Origin of the sequence: Achromobacter sp. SD115, from assembly GCF_017355315.1 — a bacterium.
Taxonomy (GTDB): domain Bacteria; phylum Pseudomonadota; class Gammaproteobacteria; order Burkholderiales; family Burkholderiaceae_B; genus Achromobacter; species Achromobacter xylosoxidans_B.
Map to the genome: position 1 here is coordinate 353,460 of NZ_JADIJM010000001.1, position 19,081 is coordinate 372,540.

Annotated in this window: 20 protein-coding genes; 5 read left to right on the plus strand and 15 right to left on the minus strand. The window is 63.1% G+C overall.

What is annotated here, in order from left to right; genetic code table 11:
* Positions 1-222 precede the first annotated feature (222 nt).
* On the minus strand, positions 223-2,367 hold the full coding sequence (gene uvrB / locus IPU70_RS01500) for an excinuclease ABC subunit UvrB (protein ID WP_242702250.1): 2,145 nt from the start codon (positions 2,365-2,367) through the stop codon (positions 223-225).
* A 75-nt stretch (positions 2,368-2,442) separates the two neighbouring features.
* Here uvrB and IPU70_RS01505 point away from each other — a divergent pair, with 75 nt between their 5' ends.
* Entirely contained in the window at positions 2,443-3,642 is a 1,200-nt protein-coding gene (locus IPU70_RS01505) for an amino acid aminotransferase (RefSeq protein ID WP_207464382.1), read from the plus strand.
* Between the two features lie 203 nt (positions 3,643-3,845).
* A complete protein-coding gene (gene lexA, locus IPU70_RS01510; protein WP_207464383.1) occupies positions 3,846-4,496 on the plus strand; it encodes a transcriptional repressor LexA in 651 nt (216 codons plus the stop codon).
* Between the two features lie 124 nt (positions 4,497-4,620).
* Here lexA and lon read toward each other — a convergent pair whose 3' ends face one another.
* The 5 genes from lon to IPU70_RS01535 form a co-directional block, all read right to left on the minus strand.
* Positions 4,621-7,071 (minus strand): endopeptidase La, encoded by a 2,451-nt coding sequence (lon, locus tag IPU70_RS01515; RefSeq protein WP_207464384.1) that lies wholly within the window; start codon positions 7,069-7,071, stop codon positions 4,621-4,623.
* Positions 7,072-7,330: 259 nt separating this feature from the next.
* The gene (gene clpX, locus IPU70_RS01520) at positions 7,331-8,629 is read right to left on the minus strand and encodes an ATP-dependent Clp protease ATP-binding subunit ClpX (protein WP_013394603.1); all 1,299 of its coding nucleotides are present in this window, start codon (positions 8,627-8,629) and stop codon (positions 7,331-7,333) included.
* 101 nt (positions 8,630-8,730) lie between these two features.
* The gene (gene clpP / locus IPU70_RS01525) at positions 8,731-9,384 is read right to left on the minus strand and encodes an ATP-dependent Clp endopeptidase proteolytic subunit ClpP (RefSeq protein ID WP_013394604.1); all 654 of its coding nucleotides are present in this window, start codon (positions 9,382-9,384) and stop codon (positions 8,731-8,733) included.
* 4 nt (positions 9,385-9,388) lie between these two features.
* Positions 9,389-10,699 carry a trigger factor gene (tig, locus tag IPU70_RS01530; protein ID WP_013394605.1) on the minus strand — a complete coding sequence of 437 codons (1,311 nt, stop codon included), beginning with the start codon at positions 10,697-10,699 and terminating at the stop codon, positions 9,389-9,391.
* A gap of 169 nt (positions 10,700-10,868) precedes the next feature.
* On the minus strand, positions 10,869-11,624 hold the full coding sequence (locus IPU70_RS01535; RefSeq protein ID WP_013394606.1) for a M48 family metalloprotease: 756 nt from the start codon (positions 11,622-11,624) through the stop codon (positions 10,869-10,871).
* Between the two features lie 261 nt (positions 11,625-11,885).
* Between IPU70_RS01535 and IPU70_RS01540 the strand changes: the two genes are divergently transcribed.
* Positions 11,886-12,437 carry a TIGR00645 family protein gene (locus IPU70_RS01540; RefSeq protein ID WP_013394607.1) on the plus strand — a complete coding sequence of 184 codons (552 nt, stop codon included), beginning with the start codon at positions 11,886-11,888 and terminating at the stop codon, positions 12,435-12,437.
* Positions 12,438-12,581: 144 nt separating this feature from the next.
* Here IPU70_RS01540 and IPU70_RS01545 read toward each other — a convergent pair whose 3' ends face one another.
* The 5 genes from IPU70_RS01545 to IPU70_RS01565 all read right to left on the minus strand — a co-directional run bounded on the left by IPU70_RS01545 (position 12,582) and on the right by IPU70_RS01565 (position 15,309).
* Positions 12,582-12,788, minus strand: coding sequence for a cold-shock protein (locus IPU70_RS01545; protein WP_006225311.1), 207 nt, complete (start codon positions 12,786-12,788; stop codon positions 12,582-12,584).
* 334 nt (positions 12,789-13,122) lie between these two features.
* On the minus strand, positions 13,123-13,686 hold the full coding sequence (locus IPU70_RS01550) for a DUF924 family protein (protein WP_207464385.1): 564 nt from the start codon (positions 13,684-13,686) through the stop codon (positions 13,123-13,125).
* Between the two features lie 231 nt (positions 13,687-13,917).
* Positions 13,918-14,121: a cold-shock protein gene (locus IPU70_RS01555; RefSeq protein WP_006220190.1), complete on the minus strand. Its 204-nt coding sequence runs from the start codon at positions 14,119-14,121 to the stop codon at positions 13,918-13,920.
* 375 nt (positions 14,122-14,496) lie between these two features.
* Positions 14,497-14,817 carry a hypothetical protein gene (locus IPU70_RS01560; RefSeq protein WP_013394609.1) on the minus strand — a complete coding sequence of 107 codons (321 nt, stop codon included), beginning with the start codon at positions 14,815-14,817 and terminating at the stop codon, positions 14,497-14,499.
* Positions 14,818-14,910: 93 nt separating this feature from the next.
* A complete protein-coding gene (locus IPU70_RS01565) occupies positions 14,911-15,309 on the minus strand; it encodes a hypothetical protein (RefSeq protein WP_207464387.1) in 399 nt (132 codons plus the stop codon).
* 125 nt (positions 15,310-15,434) lie between these two features.
* Here IPU70_RS01565 and IPU70_RS01570 point away from each other — a divergent pair, with 125 nt between their 5' ends.
* A complete protein-coding gene (locus IPU70_RS01570; RefSeq protein ID WP_088141337.1) occupies positions 15,435-15,734 on the plus strand; it encodes a DUF2513 domain-containing protein in 300 nt (99 codons plus the stop codon).
* A gap of 10 nt (positions 15,735-15,744) precedes the next feature.
* Here the strand turns inward: IPU70_RS01570 and IPU70_RS01575 are convergent, their stop codons facing one another.
* The 3 genes from IPU70_RS01575 to IPU70_RS01585 all read right to left on the minus strand — a co-directional run bounded on the left by IPU70_RS01575 (position 15,745) and on the right by IPU70_RS01585 (position 17,682).
* Positions 15,745-16,017 (minus strand): hypothetical protein, encoded by a 273-nt coding sequence (locus IPU70_RS01575; RefSeq protein WP_207464389.1) that lies wholly within the window; start codon positions 16,015-16,017, stop codon positions 15,745-15,747.
* Between the two features lie 97 nt (positions 16,018-16,114).
* Positions 16,115-16,501 carry a RidA family protein gene (locus IPU70_RS01580; protein ID WP_207464391.1) on the minus strand — a complete coding sequence of 129 codons (387 nt, stop codon included), beginning with the start codon at positions 16,499-16,501 and terminating at the stop codon, positions 16,115-16,117.
* A gap of 23 nt (positions 16,502-16,524) precedes the next feature.
* Entirely contained in the window at positions 16,525-17,682 is a 1,158-nt protein-coding gene (locus IPU70_RS01585) for a DSD1 family PLP-dependent enzyme (RefSeq protein WP_207464392.1), read from the minus strand.
* A gap of 98 nt (positions 17,683-17,780) precedes the next feature.
* Between IPU70_RS01585 and IPU70_RS01590 the strand changes: the two genes are divergently transcribed.
* Complete coding sequence (locus IPU70_RS01590; protein ID WP_207464394.1) at positions 17,781-18,686, plus strand: LysR family transcriptional regulator; 906 nt, start codon at positions 17,781-17,783, stop codon at positions 18,684-18,686.
* Here the strand turns inward: IPU70_RS01590 and IPU70_RS01595 are convergent.
* Positions 18,683-19,081, minus strand: coding sequence for a RidA family protein (locus IPU70_RS01595; RefSeq protein WP_207464397.1), 399 nt, complete (start codon positions 19,079-19,081; stop codon positions 18,683-18,685). The genes IPU70_RS01590 and IPU70_RS01595 overlap by 4 nt on opposite strands.

Below are 19,081 nucleotides of genomic sequence, written 5' to 3' on the forward strand. Positions count from 1 at the left end.
TAAGGCAAGCTTTTTTTGCGCCTGCGAGATTCGGGTTGGGCCAATGCAAACCCATTATTAATTCATAAAAATCAGATACTTATGATTTAATCCGGATCCAGCGCTTGAACACCGGACCCGGGGAATCCGTCTGTTTGCGACAGCTTGATTGCAACGCAACAGATTTTTGATCAATTCAGCAATCAGTCAGGCAATAGAAACAACAAGATACATTAGCGCGCCCTACACCGCCCCATCCAGCAGCACCCGCTGCTTCAGCGCGGTCAAGGCATCGCGAGCGGCCGCAGCCTGCTCGAACTCCAGGTTCCGCGCATGGTCCATCATCAGTTTCTCCAGGCGCTTGATCTCGCGCGCCAAGGCCTTTTCGTCCTTCAGGAATTCGGCCGGCACCGCCGCCTCGAGCGCATCGTGCTGCGTCGGCGCGACCACACCATCGATCAGTTCGCGCACGGCCTTCTGCACGCCCCTGGCGGTGATGCCATGATCGGCGTTGAATTTCTGCTGCTTGGCGCGCCGGCGGCTGGTTTCCTCCATGGCGCGCTGCATCGAATCCGTGATGCGGTCGGCATAGAGAATGGCGTGGCCGTTCAGGTTGCGCGCCGCCCGTCCGATCGTCTGAATCAGGCTGCGCTCCGAGCGCAGGAAGCCTTCCTTGTCGGCGTCCAGGATCGCGACCAGCGAGACCTCGGGAATGTCCAATCCTTCGCGCAGCAGGTTGATCCCTACCAGCACGTCGAAGGTGCCCAGGCGCAGGTCGCGGATGATTTCCACACGCTCCACGGTGTCGATATCCGAGTGCAGGTAGCGCACCCTCACCCCGTGTTCGCCGAGGAAGTCCGTCAGGTCCTCGGCCATGCGTTTGGTCAGGGTGGTAACCAGCACGCGCTCAGCTTGCGAGACGCGCGCCTTGATCTGCCCGAGCAGATCGTCCACCTGCGTGCGGGCCGGCAGAACCTCGACCAGCGGGTCCACCAAGCCGGTAGGCCGGACGACTTGCTCCACGACGTTGTCGGTATGTTCCTTCTCGTAGGCAGCCGGTGTGGCCGATACGAATACGCATTGGCGCATGCGGGCCTCGAACTCCTCGAGCTTCAAGGGCCGGTTGTCCAGCGCCGAGGGCAGCCGGAAGCCGTACTGCACCAGCGTCTCCTTGCGCGCACGGTCGCCGCGGTACATGCCGCCCAGCTGCCCGATGGTGACGTGGCTTTCGTCGATGAACATGAGGGCATCGGACGGCAGGTAGTCGATCAAGGTAGGCGGAGGTTCGCCCGGCGCCGCGCCCGACAGGTGGCGGGAGTAGTTTTCGATGCCCTTGCAGAACCCCAGTTCCTGCAGCATTTCCAGGTCGAAACGGGTGCGCTGCTCCAGCCGCTGGGCCTCGACCAGATGGCCGTCGTCGACGAAGCGTTTGACGCGTTCGCGCAGCTCTTCCTTGATGGTTTCGATGGCGCGCAGCACGGTATCGCGCGGCGTGACGTAGTGCGAACCGGGATAGACGGTGAAACGCGGCAGCTTCTGGCGGATGCGCCCAGTCAGCGGATCGAACAGTTCCAGGCTTTCGATTTCGTCGTCGAACAGCGTCAGGCGCAGCGCCAGTTCCGGGCTTTCCGCCGGGAAGATGTCGATCGTCTCGCCGCGCACCCGGAAGACGCCACGGGTGAACTCGGCGTCGTTGCGCGTGTACTGCATGGCGACCAGGCGCGCCAGGATCTCGCGGCGGGCGATCTGATCCCCAGCGCGCAGGATCAGCACCATGGCATGGTAGTCGCCCGGGTTGCCGATACCGTAGATGCACGACACCGTGCCCACGATGATGGTGTCGCGGCGCTCCAGCAGGCTCTTGGTCGCCGACAGCCGCATCTGCTCGATATGTTCATTGATGGACGAATCCTTCTCGATGAACAGGTCGCGCGTCGGGACGTAGGCTTCAGGCTGGTAGTAGTCGTAATACGAAACAAAGTACTCGACGGCGTTCTTCGGGAAGAACTCCCGCATCTCGGCGTACAACTGGGCGGCCAGCGTCTTATTGGGAGCCAGCACCAGCGCCGGGCGCCCCATGCGGGCGATCACGTTGGCCATGGTGTAGGTCTTGCCCGAGCCCGTCACGCCCAAAAGCGTCTGGAACATCAGGCCGTCCTCTACCCCCTGCGTCAGCCCTTCAATGGCGGTGGGCTGATCCCCCGCCGGCGGATAGGGTTGGTACAGATGAAACGGACTGCCCGGGAAGTCGATGAATCCGGGGCCTGGCGCGGACGGATCCGCCACGGTCAATGCCGCCGCGGGATCGGCCGCCGGGGTCACTGCCGGGGTCACTGCTGGGTTGGCCACAGCCCCCGCCGTAATCGGGTCTATTGCGCTCTTAGGCATGCTAGACTCTTCCAGGGTAAACCCCTCATTATCCACAGCAGCCCGTACTGCGTCCACCCACCTCATCAGACTCCCATGAGCACCCTTTTCGATTCCGTCGAACTCGCGCCGCGCGACCCCATTCTTGGCCTGAACGAACAATACAACGCTGATACGCGTCCCGGTAAGGTGAATCTGGGCGTGGGCGTGTACTACGACGATCAGGGTCGCATTCCCCTGCTGGGCGCGGTGCGCAAGGCCGAAGCCGCCCGCATCGAGGCCGCCGCCGCCCGCGGCTACCTGCCGATCGAGGGCATCGCCGGCTACAACACCGGCGCGCAAGCCCTGCTGCTGGGCAAGGACTCGGCACTGGCCGCCGCCGGCCGCGTGCTGACCACCCAAGCCCTGGGCGGAACCGGCGCGCTGAAGATTGGCGCCGACTTCCTGCGTCAGCTGCTGCCGACCTCCAAGGTCCTGATCAGCGATCCCAGCTGGGAGAACCACCGCGCCCTGTTCGAGCGCGCCGGTTTCGAGGTCGGCACCTATTCGTACTACGACGCCGCCACCCGCGGCCTGAACTTCGACGCCATGCTGGCCGACCTGAAGGCCGCGCCGGCCAAGACCGTCGTCGTGCTGCATGCCTGCTGCCACAACCCCACCGGCGTCGATCCCACCGCCGACCAGTGGCAGCAGATCGCCGCCGTCGTCAAGGAAAACAAGCTGGTCCCGTTCCTGGACATCGCCTACCAGGGCTTCGGCGATGGCCTGACCGAAGACGCCTCGGTCGTGCGCATGTTCGCCGATCTGGACCTGACCATGTTCATCAGCTCGTCGTTCTCGAAGTCGTTCTCGCTGTACGGCGAACGCGTGGGCGCGCTGACGGTCGTGGCCGGCAGCAAGGACGAAGCCACACGCGTGCTGAGCCAGCTCAAGCGCGTGATCCGCACCAACTACTCCAACCCGCCCACGCACGGCGGCACGGTGGTGTCGACGGTCCTGAACACGCCTGAGCTCTTCGCCATGTGGGAAGAGGAACTGGCCGGCATGCGCGACCGTATCCGCGAAATGCGCAAGCAGCTGGTCGACAAGATCAAGGAACACGGCGGCAAGCAGGACTTCAGCTTCGTGCTGCAGCAGCGCGGCATGTTCTCGTACTCGGGCCTGACCGCCGCGCAAGTGGACCGCCTGCGCGAAGAGCATGGCGTCTACGCCGTGTCCAGCGGCCGCATCTGCGTCGCCGCGCTGAACAGCGGCAACATCGACAAGGTCGCCAAGGGCATCGCAGCAGTGCTTTAAGGCCGCTTGCCGTGCGCAGGCCCGTCCGGGCCTGCCGCCAGGAACGGGACCTTCGGGTCCCGTTTTTCTTTTGGCTCGAGCCGGCAGTTTCTTTTGGCTTGGGCCGGCCTTTTCTTTTGGCTCGGGCCGGCTTGCTTTTTTGCGCTGCGTCCCCCAGAATGGCGCTGTATATATGTACAGTCCGCTAGCACCGGATCATCGCCATGGCCAGCAAACTCACTGATCGCCAACAACAAATCCTGGACCTCATCAGGCAGACCGTCGCACGTACCGGCTTCCCGCCGACACGCGCCGAAATCGCCCTGGCCCTGGGTTTCCGTTCCCCCAATGCAGCGGAAGATCACCTCAAGGCGTTGGCGCGCAAGGGCGCCATCGAACTGACGGCGGGCGCCTCCCGCGGCATCCGCCTGAAAGACGCCTCCCCTGCCTCCACGCAGAGCTCGCTGCCGATGCCGGGTTTAGCGCAATTGCTGTTGCCCCTGGTCGGCCGCGTCGCCGCAGGCAGCCCCATCCTGGCCGCCGAACATGTCGAACGCGAAGTGGGCGTGGACCCCAACCTGTTCGCCCAGGCGCCCGACTACCTGCTCAAGGTCCGCGGCATGAGCATGCGCGACGCCGGCATCCTGGAAGGCGATCTGCTCGCAGTAAAAAAAGCCTCGGAGGCCCGCAACGGCCAGATCGTGGTGGCCCGCCTGGGCGACGACGTCACGGTCAAGCGCCTGCAGCGCCAGAACGGCCACATCGAACTCCTGCCCGAAAACCCAGACTTCGAACCCATCGTGGTCGAAGCCGGCCAGGATTTTGCGTTGGAAGGCATTGCCGTAGGCCTGATCCGCACACACGCCTTGCACTAGACCCTGGCGCTCCGCGTCCGCGCACTGCATAAAAAAAACCCCGCCGATTTTCTTGGCGGGGTTTTTTGTTGAAGGCCCTATTTTGGAGAAACGCCACCTGCAGGCGGCGTCCTCCAGGCGTTCATCAGTGCTTGAGTACCGGATCGGTCGAGCCGGGTTCGGCAGGCTTGGCCACCAGGGGTTCCTTGACGGCCTCTTCCTCGGCCAGGGGCTCCGGCAGGCGCTCCAGAGCCATTTCCAGCACCTTGTCGATCCAGCGCACCGGCACGATCTCAAGGTGGTTCTTGACGTTGTCCGGGATCTCCGCCAAATCCTTGACGTTTTCTTCCGGAATCAAGACCGTCTTGATGCCGCCACGGTGAGCCGCAAGCAGCTTTTCCTTCAGGCCGCCGATGGGCAGGACTTCACCGCGCAACGTGATTTCGCCCGTCATGGCGACATTGGCGCGCACCGGGATGCGCGACAAGGCCGACACCATGGCCGTCGTAATCGCGATGCCGGCGGACGGACCGTCCTTGGGCGTCGCGCCTTCCGGCACGTGCACGTGCATGTCGTGCTTTTCAAAGACGCTGTCGGCGAAACCCAGGCGGCGGGCGCGGGAACGCACCGCCGTACGGGCCGCTTCGACCGACTCCTTCATCACGTCGCCCAGCGAACCGGTGCGTTGGATGACGCCCTTGCCCGGCATGTCCGCGACTTCGATCGTCAGCAGGTCGCCGCCGACTTCGGTCCAGGCCAGGCCGGTAACCTGACCGATCTGGTTTTCCTTTTCGGCCATGCCGAAGGTGTAGCGGCGCACGCCCAGGAAATCGCTCAGGTTCTCGCCCGTGACATTGACCGGCTTGACCTCGACGGTCTTGCCTTCGGCCTTGGCGCGATCGTTCTGGGTCAGCAATTGCTTGATGACCTTGCGGCAGATCTTGCCCACTTCGCGCTCGAGCGCACGCACGCCGGCTTCCCGGGTGTAGTAGCGCACGATGTCGCGCAGCGCGCTGTCGTCGACCGACAATTCGCTATCCTTCACGCCGTTGTTCTTCAGCAGCTTGGGCAGCAGATGGTCGCGGGCGATGTGGATCTTCTCTTCCTCGGTGTAGCCGGAAAGGCGGATCACTTCCATGCGGTCCAGCAGGGCCGGCGGAATGTTCAGCGTGTTGCTGGTGGCCACGAACATCACGTCGGACAGGTCGAAGTCGACTTCGATGTAGTGGTCCTGGAACGTATGGTTCTGTTCCGGATCCAGCACCTCGAGCAGCGCCGACGAGGGGTCGCCACGAAAATCCATGCCCAGCTTGTCGATTTCATCGAGCAGGAACAGGGGATTGCGCACGCCGACCTTGGACATGTTCTGGACGATCTTGCCAGGCATGGAGCCGATGTACGTACGGCGATGGCCGCGGATTTCGGCTTCGTCGCGCACACCGCCCAGCGCCATGCGCACGAACTTGCGGTTCGTGGCCTTGGCGATGGATTGGCCGAGCGAGGTCTTGCCCACGCCAGGAGGGCCGACCAGGCACAGGATGGGCGCCTTCACCTTGTCCACGCGCTGTTGCACGGCAAGGTATTCCAGGATCCGTTCCTTGACCTTTTCCAGACCATAGTGGTCGTTGTCCAGCACCGTTTCCGCGTTGCTGATGGAATTGTTGATCTTGCTCTTCTTCCTCCAGGGGAGGTTGATGAGCGTATCGATGTAATTGCGCACCACGGTGGCTTCGGCCGACATGGGCGACATGAGCTTGAGCTTCTTGAGCTCGGCATCGGCCTTCTTGCGCGCCTCTTTGGGCATGTGGGCAGCGATGATCTTCTTTTCGAGCTCTTCAATGTCCGCGCCCTCTTCGCCTTCGCCCAACTCCTTCTGAATGGCCTTGACCTGTTCATTCAGGTAGTAGTCGCGCTGGCTCTTTTCCATCTGCTTCTTCACGCGCCCGCGAATCCGCTTTTCGACCTGGAGAATGTCGATTTCGGTTTCGAGTTGCGTGAGCAGGCCTTCGAGGCGTTCGGAGGTGCCGACAATCTCGAGCATCTTCTGCTTCTGCTCGAGCTTCAGGGGAAGATGCGCGGCGATCGTGTCGGCCAGGCGTCCGGCATCATCGATACCAGCCAGCGAGGTCAGGATCTCCGGGGGGATCTTCTTGTTCAGTTTTACGTATTGCTCGAACTGAGCCACGATGGCGCGGCGCAGAGCCTCGGTCTCGGAGCCTTGCATGGCATCCGGTTCGATCGGGCTCACCTGGCAGGTGAAGTGCGAATCAGCGTCTTCGATGCTGTTGATGCGGGCGCGCTGCGTGCCTTCGACCAGCACCTTGACGGTGCCGTCGGGCAGCTTGAGCATCTGCAGGATGCCGGCTACGCAGCCGATCTCGTAGACGTCTTCGGGGGTGGGATCATCCTTGCCGGCGGATTTCTGGGCCACCAGCATGATGCTCTTGCCCGCTTCCATCGCAACCTCGAGCGCGCGGATAGAGCGCGGACGGCCGACGAACAGCGGGATGACCATGTGCGGAAACACCACGACATCGCGCAGTGGGAGCAAAGGCAGGTCGATCGGGTCGGAAGGCAGGGTCTGGCTGGCAGACATAGGAGGTTCCTCGGTATGACTCGGCGTATCGGGGACGGGAGACCCGGGTATACCCGGACCATTCACGTCGGTTACGTCTGTTATGGGAACAATAGCCGAAAATTCAAGATCTCGGCGCCCGGATAACCCAAAGGCTGGAAAAAACCCCGGGGCGGCACTCTCAGTATGCAAGCCTCGCGCCTGCGGGAAAAGCGTGTTTGCACCCGGGAATGCGCCTTAGGCAAAAAAACCCGTTACAGGAACGGGCTTTCTTGAAATATCAGGCTGCGGCATCGCGGACTTCTCCGCGTTCTGGCTTGTCGGCAGCCGCGTCCTCGTCGGCGTAGATGAGCAATGGCTTGCCCTCGCCTTCGATGGCGCCCTCGTCCAGCACCACACGCTTGACGTTGCCCTGGGAAGGCAGGTCATACATGGTGTCGAGCAGGGCCTGCTCGATGATGGAACGCAGGCCGCGCGCGCCTGTCTTGCGGCGCAGCGCCTTGCGGGCGATTGCCTTGAGAGCGGCGGGCCGCACGTCGAGCTCGGCGCCTTCCATGGCGAACAGCTTCTGGAATTGCTTGAGCAAGGCGTTCTTGGGCTCGGTCAGGATCTGCACCAGGGCCGCTTCGTCCAGCTCGTCCAGGGTGGCGACCACAGGCAGACGGCCGACCAGCTCGGGAATCAAGCCGAACTTGATCAGGTCTTCCGGTTCGACTTCGGAGAACAGCTCGCCCACACCGCGTTCCGACTTGGCGCGCACCGAGGCCGAAAAGCCGATGCCCGATTTTTCGGTACGGTCGCGGATGACCTTTTCCAGTCCGTCGAAGGCGCCGCCCACGATGAACAGGATGTTGGTCGTGTCGACCTGGACGAAATCCTGGTTGGGGTGCTTGCGGCCACCCTGCGGGGGCACCGAAGCAACCGTGCCTTCGATCAGCTTCAGCAAGGCCTGCTGCACGCCCTCGCCCGACACGTCGCGGGTGATGGACGGGTTGTCGGACTTGCGGGAAATCTTGTCGATTTCGTCGATGTAGATGATGGCGCGCTGCGCCTTCTCCACTTCGTAGTTGCAGTTCTGCAGCAACTTCTGAATGATGTTCTCGACGTCTTCACCCACGTAACCGGCTTCGGTCAGCGTGGTGGCGTCAGCCATGACGAAGGGCACGTTCAGCATGCGCGCCAGCGTCTGGGCCAGGAGCGTCTTGCCCGACCCGGTGGGGCCGATCAGCATGATGTTGCTCTTGGAGAGCTCGACTTCGTCGCCCTTGATCTCGCCGTGGCGGATGCGCTTGTAATGGTTGTAGACGGCCACGGCCAGCATGCGCTTGGGCGAGTTCTGCCCGATGACGTACTGGTCGAGGAAGGTCTTGATTTCAGCCGGAGTGGGCAGTTCGGAACGAATCGCCGCGCGCGCGGTGGCTTGCGCCTCCTCGCGGATGATGTCGTTGCACAAGTCTATGCATTCATCGCAGATGAATACCGACGGACCCGCGATCAGCTTGCGGACTTCATGCTGGCTTTTATTGCAAAACGAGCAATGCAGCACTTTTGCGTCTGCCGATCCCTTTTTTTCAGGCATATTTCTTTCGTATCTCAGGTAAAGATGCGCCAGGCTGGAACATAGCCTAGCGCATGCGCTTACTCAAACATGATGGCAGCGGGTCAGATCAAACCTGGAAGTCAGCCTTCCGAACGGGAGGTCATCACCTTGTCCACCAGTCCATACGATACCGCATCTTCGGCCGACATGAAGTTGTCACGCTCCGTGTCTATGCCGATGCGTTCCATGGTCTGGCCGGTGTTTTCAGCCAGGATGCGGTTCAGGCGTTCGCGCAGGTCCAGGATCTCGCGAGCCTGGATCTGGATGTCCGAAGCCTGCCCTTGGGCGCCGCCCGAGGGCTGGTGAATCATGATGCGCGAGTTGGGCAGGGTGAAACGCTTGCCCTTCTTGCCTGCGGCCAGCAGGAACGCGCCCATGCTGGCAGCCAGGCCGGTGCACAGGGTGGACACGTCCGGCTTGACGAACTGCATGGTGTCAAAGATGGCCATTCCCGCATACACCGACCCGCCGGGCGAGTTGATGTACAGGGAAATGTCCTTGTCAGGATTCTCCGATTCCAGGAACAGCAACTGCGCCACGACCAGGTTGGCCGTTGCGTCGTTGACCGGGCCCACCAGGAAAATGAGCCGCTCGCGGAGCAGACGCGAATAGATGTCGTAGGCGCGCTCGCCGCGCCCCGACTGCTCGATCACCATGGGAATGTAGCCCAGGCCGGTGGGGGTCACCGAAGACCCGCCATTCATTGCCGCATAGAAATCGGTGAATCTCTGCATAGTGTTACGCCATCCCCATCAACTGATCGAAAGGCACCTTCTCTTCGGTGACCTTGGCCTTTTCCAGCACGTGCGCGACGACATTGTCTTCCAGCACGATAGCCTCGATTTCAGCACGACGCTGGCGGTCAGCCAGGTAATAGCTGACAACCTGGGCGGGTTGTTCGTAGTTCTCGGCGAACTCTTCGATACGCGCGCGAACTTGCTCGGGCTTGGCTTGCAGCTGGGCTTGCTTGACCAGTTCCGACACCAGCAGGCCCAGGCGCACACGGCGCTCGGATTCGGTGGCGAAGGCTTCAGCCGGGATCGGCACGGACTCGGCGTTCGGGATGCCGCGCTGCTTGAGCTCTTCGCGGGCAGCGGCGACGCGGCCTTGCACGTCGTTGTCGACCAGGGCCTTCGGCACATCGAACTTGCCGGCTTCGACCAGGGCGTCCATGACGCTGGACTTGGTACGGCCAGCCGAGCGGACCTTGACTTCGCGCTCGATGTTGCTGCGGATGTCGGCCTTCAGCTTTTCGACGTCGCCTTCGGCCTGGCCGAGGGACTTGGCGAATTCGCTGTTCAGTTCAGGCAGCACGCCTTCAGCCACTTCCTTGACGGTGATGGTGAATTCGGCGGTCTTGCCGGCGACTTCCTTGCCTTGGTAGTCATCGGGGAACTTGAGCGGGAAGACCTTGCTTTCGCCAGCCTTCAGGCCGCGGGCGGCTTCCTCGAATTCCGGCAGCATGCGGCCTTGGCCGAGCACGAACGGGAAATCTTCGGCCTTGCCGCCTTCGAACGGCACGCCGTCGATGGTGCCGGCAAAGTCCAGCGTGACGCGGTCGCCGTCTTGCGAGGCGCGGCCTTCACGGGCTTCGAACGTGGCGCGCTGCTTGCGCAGGACATCCAGCGTTTGCTGCACTTCGGCGTCGGTGACGGCCGTTTCGTAGCGGGTCACGGCCAGGGTCGACAGGTCGGGCACGGCGACTTCGGGATAGACCTCGAACGTGGCGGTAAACGCCAGCGTGTCGTCGGCAACGCCGTCGGTCTTGGGTTCGAGGTTCGGGGCGCCAGCGACGCGCAGCTTGGCGCCGTCGACGGCTTGTTCAAAGGCACGGCCAACTTGGCCATTGATCACGTCGTAGCGGATGCCGGGGCCATGGCTGCGCTCGAGCATGGCAAGCGGAGCCTTGCCAGGACGGAAGCCGGGGACCTTGGCGGTCCGCGCCACGCGCTTCAATTGCGCCTGGACTTCCTTTTCGACGTCGGCCACCGAGACGGCCAGATCAACACGGCGCTCCAGGCCGGAGAGGGTTTCAACCACAGGCTGCATTAAAAGACCTATTTTCCGAGAGATAAAGAGATGACGGGCGGATAAACGCGGCATTTTACCGGAAACTTCCGGACCCCTGACGCAAAGGGGCGCGAGCACCCGGATAAGTCCGGATACTCGCGCCCCGTTTTCCACCCGGGATGGGAGGAGAAACGCCTGTACGGACGCTTTACTTGGCCTTGGCGATGCGCTCTTCGATGTGCTGCGCACGCTTGGCCGAGGACGGGTGGGAGCTCATCATATCGCTCTTGCCGCCGTCCAGTTCGGCCAGCTTCTGGAAGGCCGTCACCAGGCCGCGGGTATTGAGACCCTTGGCCTGCAACTGGTCGAAGGAATAATCATCGGCAGCGCTTTCCTGCGATTGCGAGAATTGCGCGTTGATGAACTTCTCGGTCAGGTCGCCCAGTTGCGACGAGCTCAGCGCGGCCACGGTAGCGCCGCCTGCCGCATTGGCGGCGTCGCGCGCGGCGGAAACCGTGTAGGCGGTCTGCATTGCCTTCTTGCTGTGGCCCAGCGCGACGTGGCCGATTTCGTGGCCCACCACGCCCAGCACTTCATCGTCGGTCATCATGTCCATCAGGCCGCTGTAGACGCGGATGCAGCCGTTGGCCATGGCCCAGGCGTTGACATCCTTGGTGACGTAGACCTTGTAGCTGGCCTTCTGGCCGTTGACCGTGCCGCCCAGTTGCTTGGCGATCTTCTGCAGGCGGGCGTCGTACTTGCTGCCGGGAGCGGCAATCTTTTCCTGCGAATCGCTTTGCGCGCAAGCCTTGTCCGACAGGGTCTTGATTTCGGCATCGCTCAGCGTGGCAGCCTGAACAACCTTGCTGCCGGCGCCGACCAGGCCGCCGATGTCCAAAGCCTGGGAGGCGGAGAAAGGGGCGAGCGCAACGCTCAAGGCGGCAACGGTGTAGCGGATCTTCATGGGAACAAACTCCTCTTTACTGGCTCTATGCGAACGAGGCCGCAATTCTATATACGACCAATGCACACAAAGCGTTTCGCCACACAGTTTCGCAAATGCCAGCTTTCCTTACATAAAACCCCAACAAGATCCGCGCAGTCATGCTAGCTGGCGCTTGCGCCGGACCGGATCACTCTTAAAAAAACTGATATCTGCGGCAACGCGGCATTGATAGAATTGCGCCCGCCTTTTTCGCACATACCATTCGGCTCGCACCCACAAATGAACTCCAACACCCCTCCCCGCCTGGGCTTGCTGCCCAGCCTCATCTTCAGCTCGCGCTGGCTGCAACTGCCCCTGTACCTGGGCCTGATCGTCGCGCAAGGCGTCTACGTCATGCTGTTCCTGAAAGAGCTGTGGCACCTGGTGACGCACGCCAGCAGTTTCGGCGAAATGGAGATCATGCTGCTGGTGCTGGGCCTGATCGACGTGGTGATGATTTCGAACCTGCTGGTCATGGTGATCGTGGGCGGCTACGAAACCTTCGTGTCCCGCCTGCGTCTGCAGGGCCACCCGGACCAACCGGAATGGCTCAGCCACGTGAACGCCAGCGTGCTCAAGGTCAAACTGGCGATGGCCATCATCGGCATCTCCTCGATCCACCTGCTGCGCACCTTTATTGAAGCCGGGACGCTGGGCACGCCCAACGCGCGCTTCTCCGAGGCCGGCGTGATGTGGCAGACCGTCATCCACGCGCTGTTCATCCTGTCGGCGCTGGGAATCGCGCTGGTCGACAAGCTGGCCACCCCGCCTGCCAACCACGCCAAGCACTGACGCCAAATCAATCTCCCGCGTGTCGCGCCCACCTTGCGGGACGCCCCGGAGTCACAGGAACAAAAAAAGCCCCCGCACATTGCGTGCGGGGGCTTTTTTTTTGGGCGGAGCGCCGGGCCGGCCCGGGGCGCTGCCCTGCGAAGGTCAGGCCGCTACCTTGATGTTCTTTGCGCTGGGACCCTTGGGGCCGGTACCGACCTCGAAGGTGACGCGCTGGTTCTCCTGCAGCGACTTATAGCCTTCGCTGCGGATCTCCGAGTAGTGAGCGAAAAGATCCTTGCTACCGTCGTCGGGCATGATGAAGCCATAACCCTTTTCGGCGTTGAACCACTTAACGATGCCGGTTGCCATGGAATGTCCTTGAACCTAGAAAAAGCGATTGCTCGCGGGGCGCCAGATCATCAAGGATGGGAGAGGAAGCAACCGCAGTACCACTGACGGCGACAAGTGAAACGCAGACCGCGTCGCTTGAAAATCTCGCTAAACCCAGTGTATTGGCGAACCCTGAAAAACGTCAAACATCCACAAGTTTGACGACGCGCCAAAAGCAGCGGAAAGCAAGGCCGGGCAAGGGTTTGCACTGCCGCCATCCGCCTGGAATTTTCAACTTGCCACGCGTGGACACAAGCGGATACCTGATGCCGCGCCGCCGTTCAAGCAGCCCTTGCCCGCAGCCGCGACACCGCTATCCGGCGAAGCCGCCGGAATCGAGGAATTCCTGCTCCGCCTGCGAGGTCTGCCGGCCGAGCGCGGCGTTGCGATGGGGAAAGCGGCCAAAGCGCTTGATGATGTCGCGATGCAGGACCGCCCAACGCAGGGTATCGGCATCCAGCGGCTCCATCAGGGCCACGCCGCGATTCTGCGCCGCGAGGTTTTCGGCATGCTCGAATGGCAGATAGAAGAACGGGCGCAACTGCGGGTCCACCGTCAGATCATGGCCCGCGGCAATGGCGCGGTCGGCGAAATACTGGGCCAGCGGGTCCGTGGCAAACATATGCGCGGTGCCGCGGTAGGCATTGCGGGGGAACTGGTCCAGCAGAATCATCAGCGCCAGCGCGCCCGTGGCGTCGTCCAGCCACGCATCCAGCTGGCGCGCCGCGGCTGCCATGTGGGCGGCTTCGAAACGGGCACGGAAGGCCGCATCGAACTCCGCATTCTTGCTGAACCATTGCTGCGGACCGGCATCGAGCCAAAACGCGACCACGTCCTGGGCTTGCGGTGCAATCTGCGTGGGGAAAGATGAAGTCATGAGAACGCGGATCCTGAAGTCTGGGCAAGGCCGACAATAACAGAGACGCGTGCCGGTATTAGCGCCAATACACCAGATGAATGAATCGGGTGCGACTTCGACATGAGCAATTATCGTAATCTAGGGATTACCCTGAGATTACTGGCGAACAGATACTTTCCATGTTTAGGAAAGGCTGCCGCAGAAAACAAAAAAGCCCCACGAAGGGGCTTCTACCGAAAACTCAGACCCTTACAGGACCTGGATCTTCGTGGCTTGCGGGCCCTTGGGGCCATTGGCCGTCACAAAGCTGACGCGCTGGTTCTCTTCCAGAGACTTGAAGCCCGAGCCCTGAATTTCGGAGAAGTGAGCGAACAGATCCTTACCACCCGCTTCCGGGGTGATGAAGCCATAGCCCTTTTCCGAGTTGAACCACTTGACGACGCCGGTTTCCATACTGTATTTCCTAGAGATAATGGGCAAATGCCCGGAGGTCACGAATCAATCAAGGAGGGGACAGTAGAACAATAACGCTGAGCCGGAAAAGGCACGGCACTGAACGAAAATCGCAACGCTTGTGATCGTGTGCCGACACTATCGTTAGGTTCCCCTCACAAGTCAACATAATCCTAAAAAATGCGTGCCAATAATGCAACAAAGAGAAACTGCACGCGGATTTCACACATTTTCATAGGCAATAAGAAGTCCTGCATAGGTGTTTACACCCACGCATCATAAACAAACAATCAAGGCTTATATAAATGCCGCCTGCCCGCGTACGAGGATTTCTTCATACGCCGTTCGGGCTAGCACTTTGGTTTGCCGCCAGGCTTACTCGTCGATAGGTAAACCCAGCAGATCGAGCGCCGCGCCAAAAGCATCGGGGCCCGAGCAAAGGAAAACCGCCACGTCGCCGGGATTCATATTCTCCAGGACTTGGTCGATCTGTTCTTGCGCATTATCAACATTGTCGACACTAGAGGCGTGTATGTCAGCCCCAGCTTCGACCTTTTCACGCGGCACGATGTCTGCGATCGCATTGAGATCCGTCACGCCATCTACGACGTAGACGCTGATGCTCTCGCCATCCAGCGTGGTGTGCAGCTCGACGCCGCCCGCTATGTCGGCAACCTGCCGACTTACTATTTCCATGATCCATCTTCCTTGATTTGCGGGCGCTACCCGCCTGGGCACGCACCTTGCAGGTGCACTTGCACGCCCAGGCGCGACTATAACAGCCTTGGGCTAATACTTCTTGACAGTAGGACCAAGTGACTGCCGCGCGGCCCCCGAGGTGGCGGCGACGGAGCGGGCGCGCACCCCGGCGTCGGCCAGCGCGCGGAGCAGCGGCTTCTGCGCCGCCAGGAAGGCGTCCTTCTCCTCGCCGGCGAGTTTGCAGATGAACATCTGCGCCAGCAGCTGCGTGCGGCGGGCCTTGCGGTTGTCGGCCTCCTGGGCGAGCCAGTCGCCGACCCAGGCCGCCGCAGCGTCGGCATCGCCCTGCAGCTTGATGTGGCCAAGCAGGTCGAACACGGTCACGCCGTCGATGTGGCCATCCTCGCTGCGGGTAAGAAAAAGCTTGGCGGCTTGGCCCGTATAGCCGGGAATCAGCGCGAGGCAATCGCGTTCTGCGGGTTTCTTCATGGGATCTGCATGTATCGGTTGTCGAGAACCCTGGACTGTAACCCGGCCGCGCTGCCTGTCGCGTGGCCGCAATGGATCTCTGCTATCGTCGCCCTATCTTTTACCCCCAATGAATGGTGGACATCATGCAACGCGATTTCGATCTGGTCGTCACTATCCTGGGCGCCCTGCGCGATGCCCCGGGCCCCAACCTGAGCACGCACGACATCAAGAACGTGGCCTTGGCGCCGCACCCCGAAGAGCAGGGCCTGCAGCTGATCGCACACCACCTGGACCTGCTGGAAGACGCGGGCCTGGTCAAGCAGATCAGCGAGACCGCAGCCACGGCTGGCGCGACGCGCTGGCGCATCACCTGGAAGGGCTACGACGCCCTGGAGCAGGATGAGGACGACGAAGACGACGAGGATTTCGACGCGGAAGAATAAGGCGCCAGGCTCAGCGGCGCAGCAGGATGCGCCGCGTCAGCAGCGACGCGGCGGCGCCGATCACCAGGCTGAACATGAAAGCGGCGATCGACAGCATCGCCGACAGGTCGCTGAAGCCGCCGTGGCGGGACAACAGGAACACCGCCACGCCCACCGCCGCCGCCAGTGCGGCAACCCCCAGCAGCACATGCTTGACGGAGCCCAGGCGGCCGCAAAGCGAGCCGCCAGCCAACGCCGCCGCCACCATCGCGGCCATGGACCAGAACAGGTATTCGTACTGCATGCGGACGGTCTCCCCCGAAGGTATTGAGGCGCAGGCATTATAGGCGCCGCCTCGGACGCGTCCGCGCGGCGCGGCGCCGCAGGAGCGGCCCCGACCTCTAGGCCACGGCGACCACGCTGATCTCGACCAGGGCGCCGTAGTGCAGCTCGCGGGTGGGCACGATGGCCCGCGCGGGCCGGTGATCGCCGAAACACAGTTCGTACACTCCGTTGACCTCGTCCCACAGCGCCACGTCCGGGATGTACACCGTCACGCTGGCGACGGCGGCCAGCGAAGCGCCGGCCGCTTCCAGGATGGCGCGGACGCTGCGCAGCGCCTCCCGGGTCTGGGCAGCCGCGCCGCTGGCCAGCACGGGCCGTGCTCCCGGGGCCGCAGGCGGCAGGAATCCCAACTGCCCCGAGACGAAGATGAAGCCGTTGGCTCGGACCGCCTGCGAATAGTGGCCGGCGGGCGGCGTGGCCTGATGCGTATGGATGAGTTCCATGCATGCCTCCTCTGGAATGACGGCTACCAGCCGCGAAAACGTTCCCAATGCGCCACCACTTCGGGCGAACCCGGGCGCACGACCTCGTAGGCTTCGTGCTGGGCGCAGGTGGCGCAGGCGTGGTTGGGCACGATGCGCAGCTTCGCGCCCAAGGGCAGCTCGGGCAGGGCCGCGCCGCTGCCCGGACGCACTTTGATGATGCCCTGCTCCTGGTTGGTCTCGGCCAGCAGCAGGTCGGGATAGACCGTGCCGTCCGCATCGCACACCAGGCCGTACAACTGGTCCACCCGCTGCCTGGCGGTGCCCCGGTCGCGCGACATGGCCATCCATCCGGCGTCGACCAGGATCCAGCCCTTGTCGGGCTGATGGCCGATCACGGTCGTCAAAACGGTGGTGGCAATGTCATCCACCGAGCACACGCCCAGCCCGGCCATCACCAGATCGAAGAATACGTACACGCCGGCGCGGACTTCCGTCACGCCATCGAGCTTGCGGGCGAAATGCGCGGTGGGCGTGGACCCCACGCTGACTACCGGACATGGCAGGCCGGCCTGGCGGATCGCCCCGGCGCAGGTGACGGCTGCCAGGCGCTCCTGCTCGGCCATATCGGCAATGGCCTGGACGCTGTCGCAGCCGTAGGACTCGCCGGCGTGCGTCATGACGCCCCTCAGGCACGCGCCGTCCTCGTGCAAGACCCGCGCGATCGCCAGCAGCTGCGCCGTGTTGCCCGGCTGCACACCAGCGCGGTGGCCGTCGCAGTCGATCTCGATCAGCGCGGGGATGGCGTCGCCCGCTTCCCGCCCCCGCTGGGCGACGGCGCGCGCCGCCTCCAGGCTGTCCACCACCACCGTGAGATCCACGCCGCGCCGCCGCAACGCCAGCACGCGGTCCAGCTTGGCGGGCGACACGCCCACGGCGTAAAGCAGGTCGGTGACGCCGGCGGCCGCGAACTGCTCGGCTTCCTGCAGCGTGGACACTGCCGCGGGTCCCTGCGGCGAAGACATGAGCCGGCGCGCGACGTCGATGGATTTGGGCGTCTTCAGGTGCGGGCGCAGTTGCACGCCGTGCCCGGCCATCAGCGCGTTCAGGCGCTCGATGTTGCGCGTCATGCGCGTTTCATCCAGCAGCAGGCATGGCGTGTCGAGGGTATCGAGGGAGGAAGGCGTGGCGTTCTGGTTCATGGCGCTCTCGGCATGGCGGATCGGAATGGCTGAAGTATGGCGCGGCGGCAGTTCCGCGTGTTTAATCTGGACTTAATCATCCATTAATCCATGCCTGCATGATTACGACTGAAGACCTGCGCTTCTTCCTCAGCCTGGCAGCGACCCGCTCGCTGGCCGAAGCGGCGCGCGCGCTGGACGTGACCCCGCCCGCCGTCACCCAGAGGCTGCACACGCTTGAGAAGCGGCTGGGCGTCAGGCTGGTCAACCGCTCGGGACGAGGCACCGCGCTGACCGACGAAGGCCGGCTGCTGGCCTTGCGGGCGGAACAGATCTGCGGCGAGTTGGGCGACCTGGCCGACGAACTGGCGGGCCGCCGGGGCGTGGTGGCGGGCCATCTGCGCGTGGTCGCCCCGCTGGGATTCGGCCAGCGCTATATCGCCGGGCTAGTTGCGGAATTCCGCAGCCAGAGCGCGGACGTCACCGCCAGCCTGACGCTGTCCGACGGGCCCCCGCGGCTGGCTTCCGACGACTGGGATGTGATGATCCATATCGGCGAGCTGCGCGATTCGACCTTGGTCGCCTACCCGCTGGCGCCCAACCGCCGGATCCTGTGTGCGTCGCCCGCCTACCTGGCGCGCCACGGCGCTCCCGCCAAGCCCGAGGATTTGCGCGGGCACGACTGCATCGCGCTGCGCGAGAACGATGAAGATGTGACCTTGTGGCGCTTCAAGCATGGGCGCGGGCCGGCCGTGGGGGTGCGCGTTGCGCCGGTGCTATCGAGCAACGCGGGCGAAACCGCCGTGGAATGGGCGCTGGCCGGGCACGGCATCATGGTGCGGTCGGAATGGGACGTGGCGGCGCATTTGCAGACGCGCGCGCTGGTGTCCCTGCTGCCCGGCTGGAGCCTGCCGTCGGCCGACGTGGTGGCCCTGGTCAAATCGCGCCAGGAGTTGCCCGCGCGGACGGCGGGTTTCCTGGCTCATCTGCGCGCCGCCTTTGCCGCGGCGCCCTGGCGCGGCTAGTCCAGCATGGCCTCCGCCTCGATCTCGATCAGCCATTCCGGCAACGACAGGCCGCTGACGATGACCCAGGACGACGGCGGGGGATCCTTCTTGAAGCGGTCGCGCAGCGCCTGGGCGATGACTTCCTGATCTTCCCTGGCCGTTTCGCAGATGTAGATGCGCAGCATGATGACCTGCGCCAGCGTGCCGCCCGCCGCGGCGAGCACGCGCTCGACATTGTCCAGCGCGGCCTCGGTCTGCTCCTGCAGGCCCGGCCCCGCGGTGCGTTCATTGGCATCGACGCCAACCTGGCCGGACAGCAGCATGCGGCGCCGCCCCGTGACGATGACGGCCTGGCTGAAACCGTATTGCACGGTGTTGGGCACGGTATCGGGATTGACGACGGTTCTGGACAT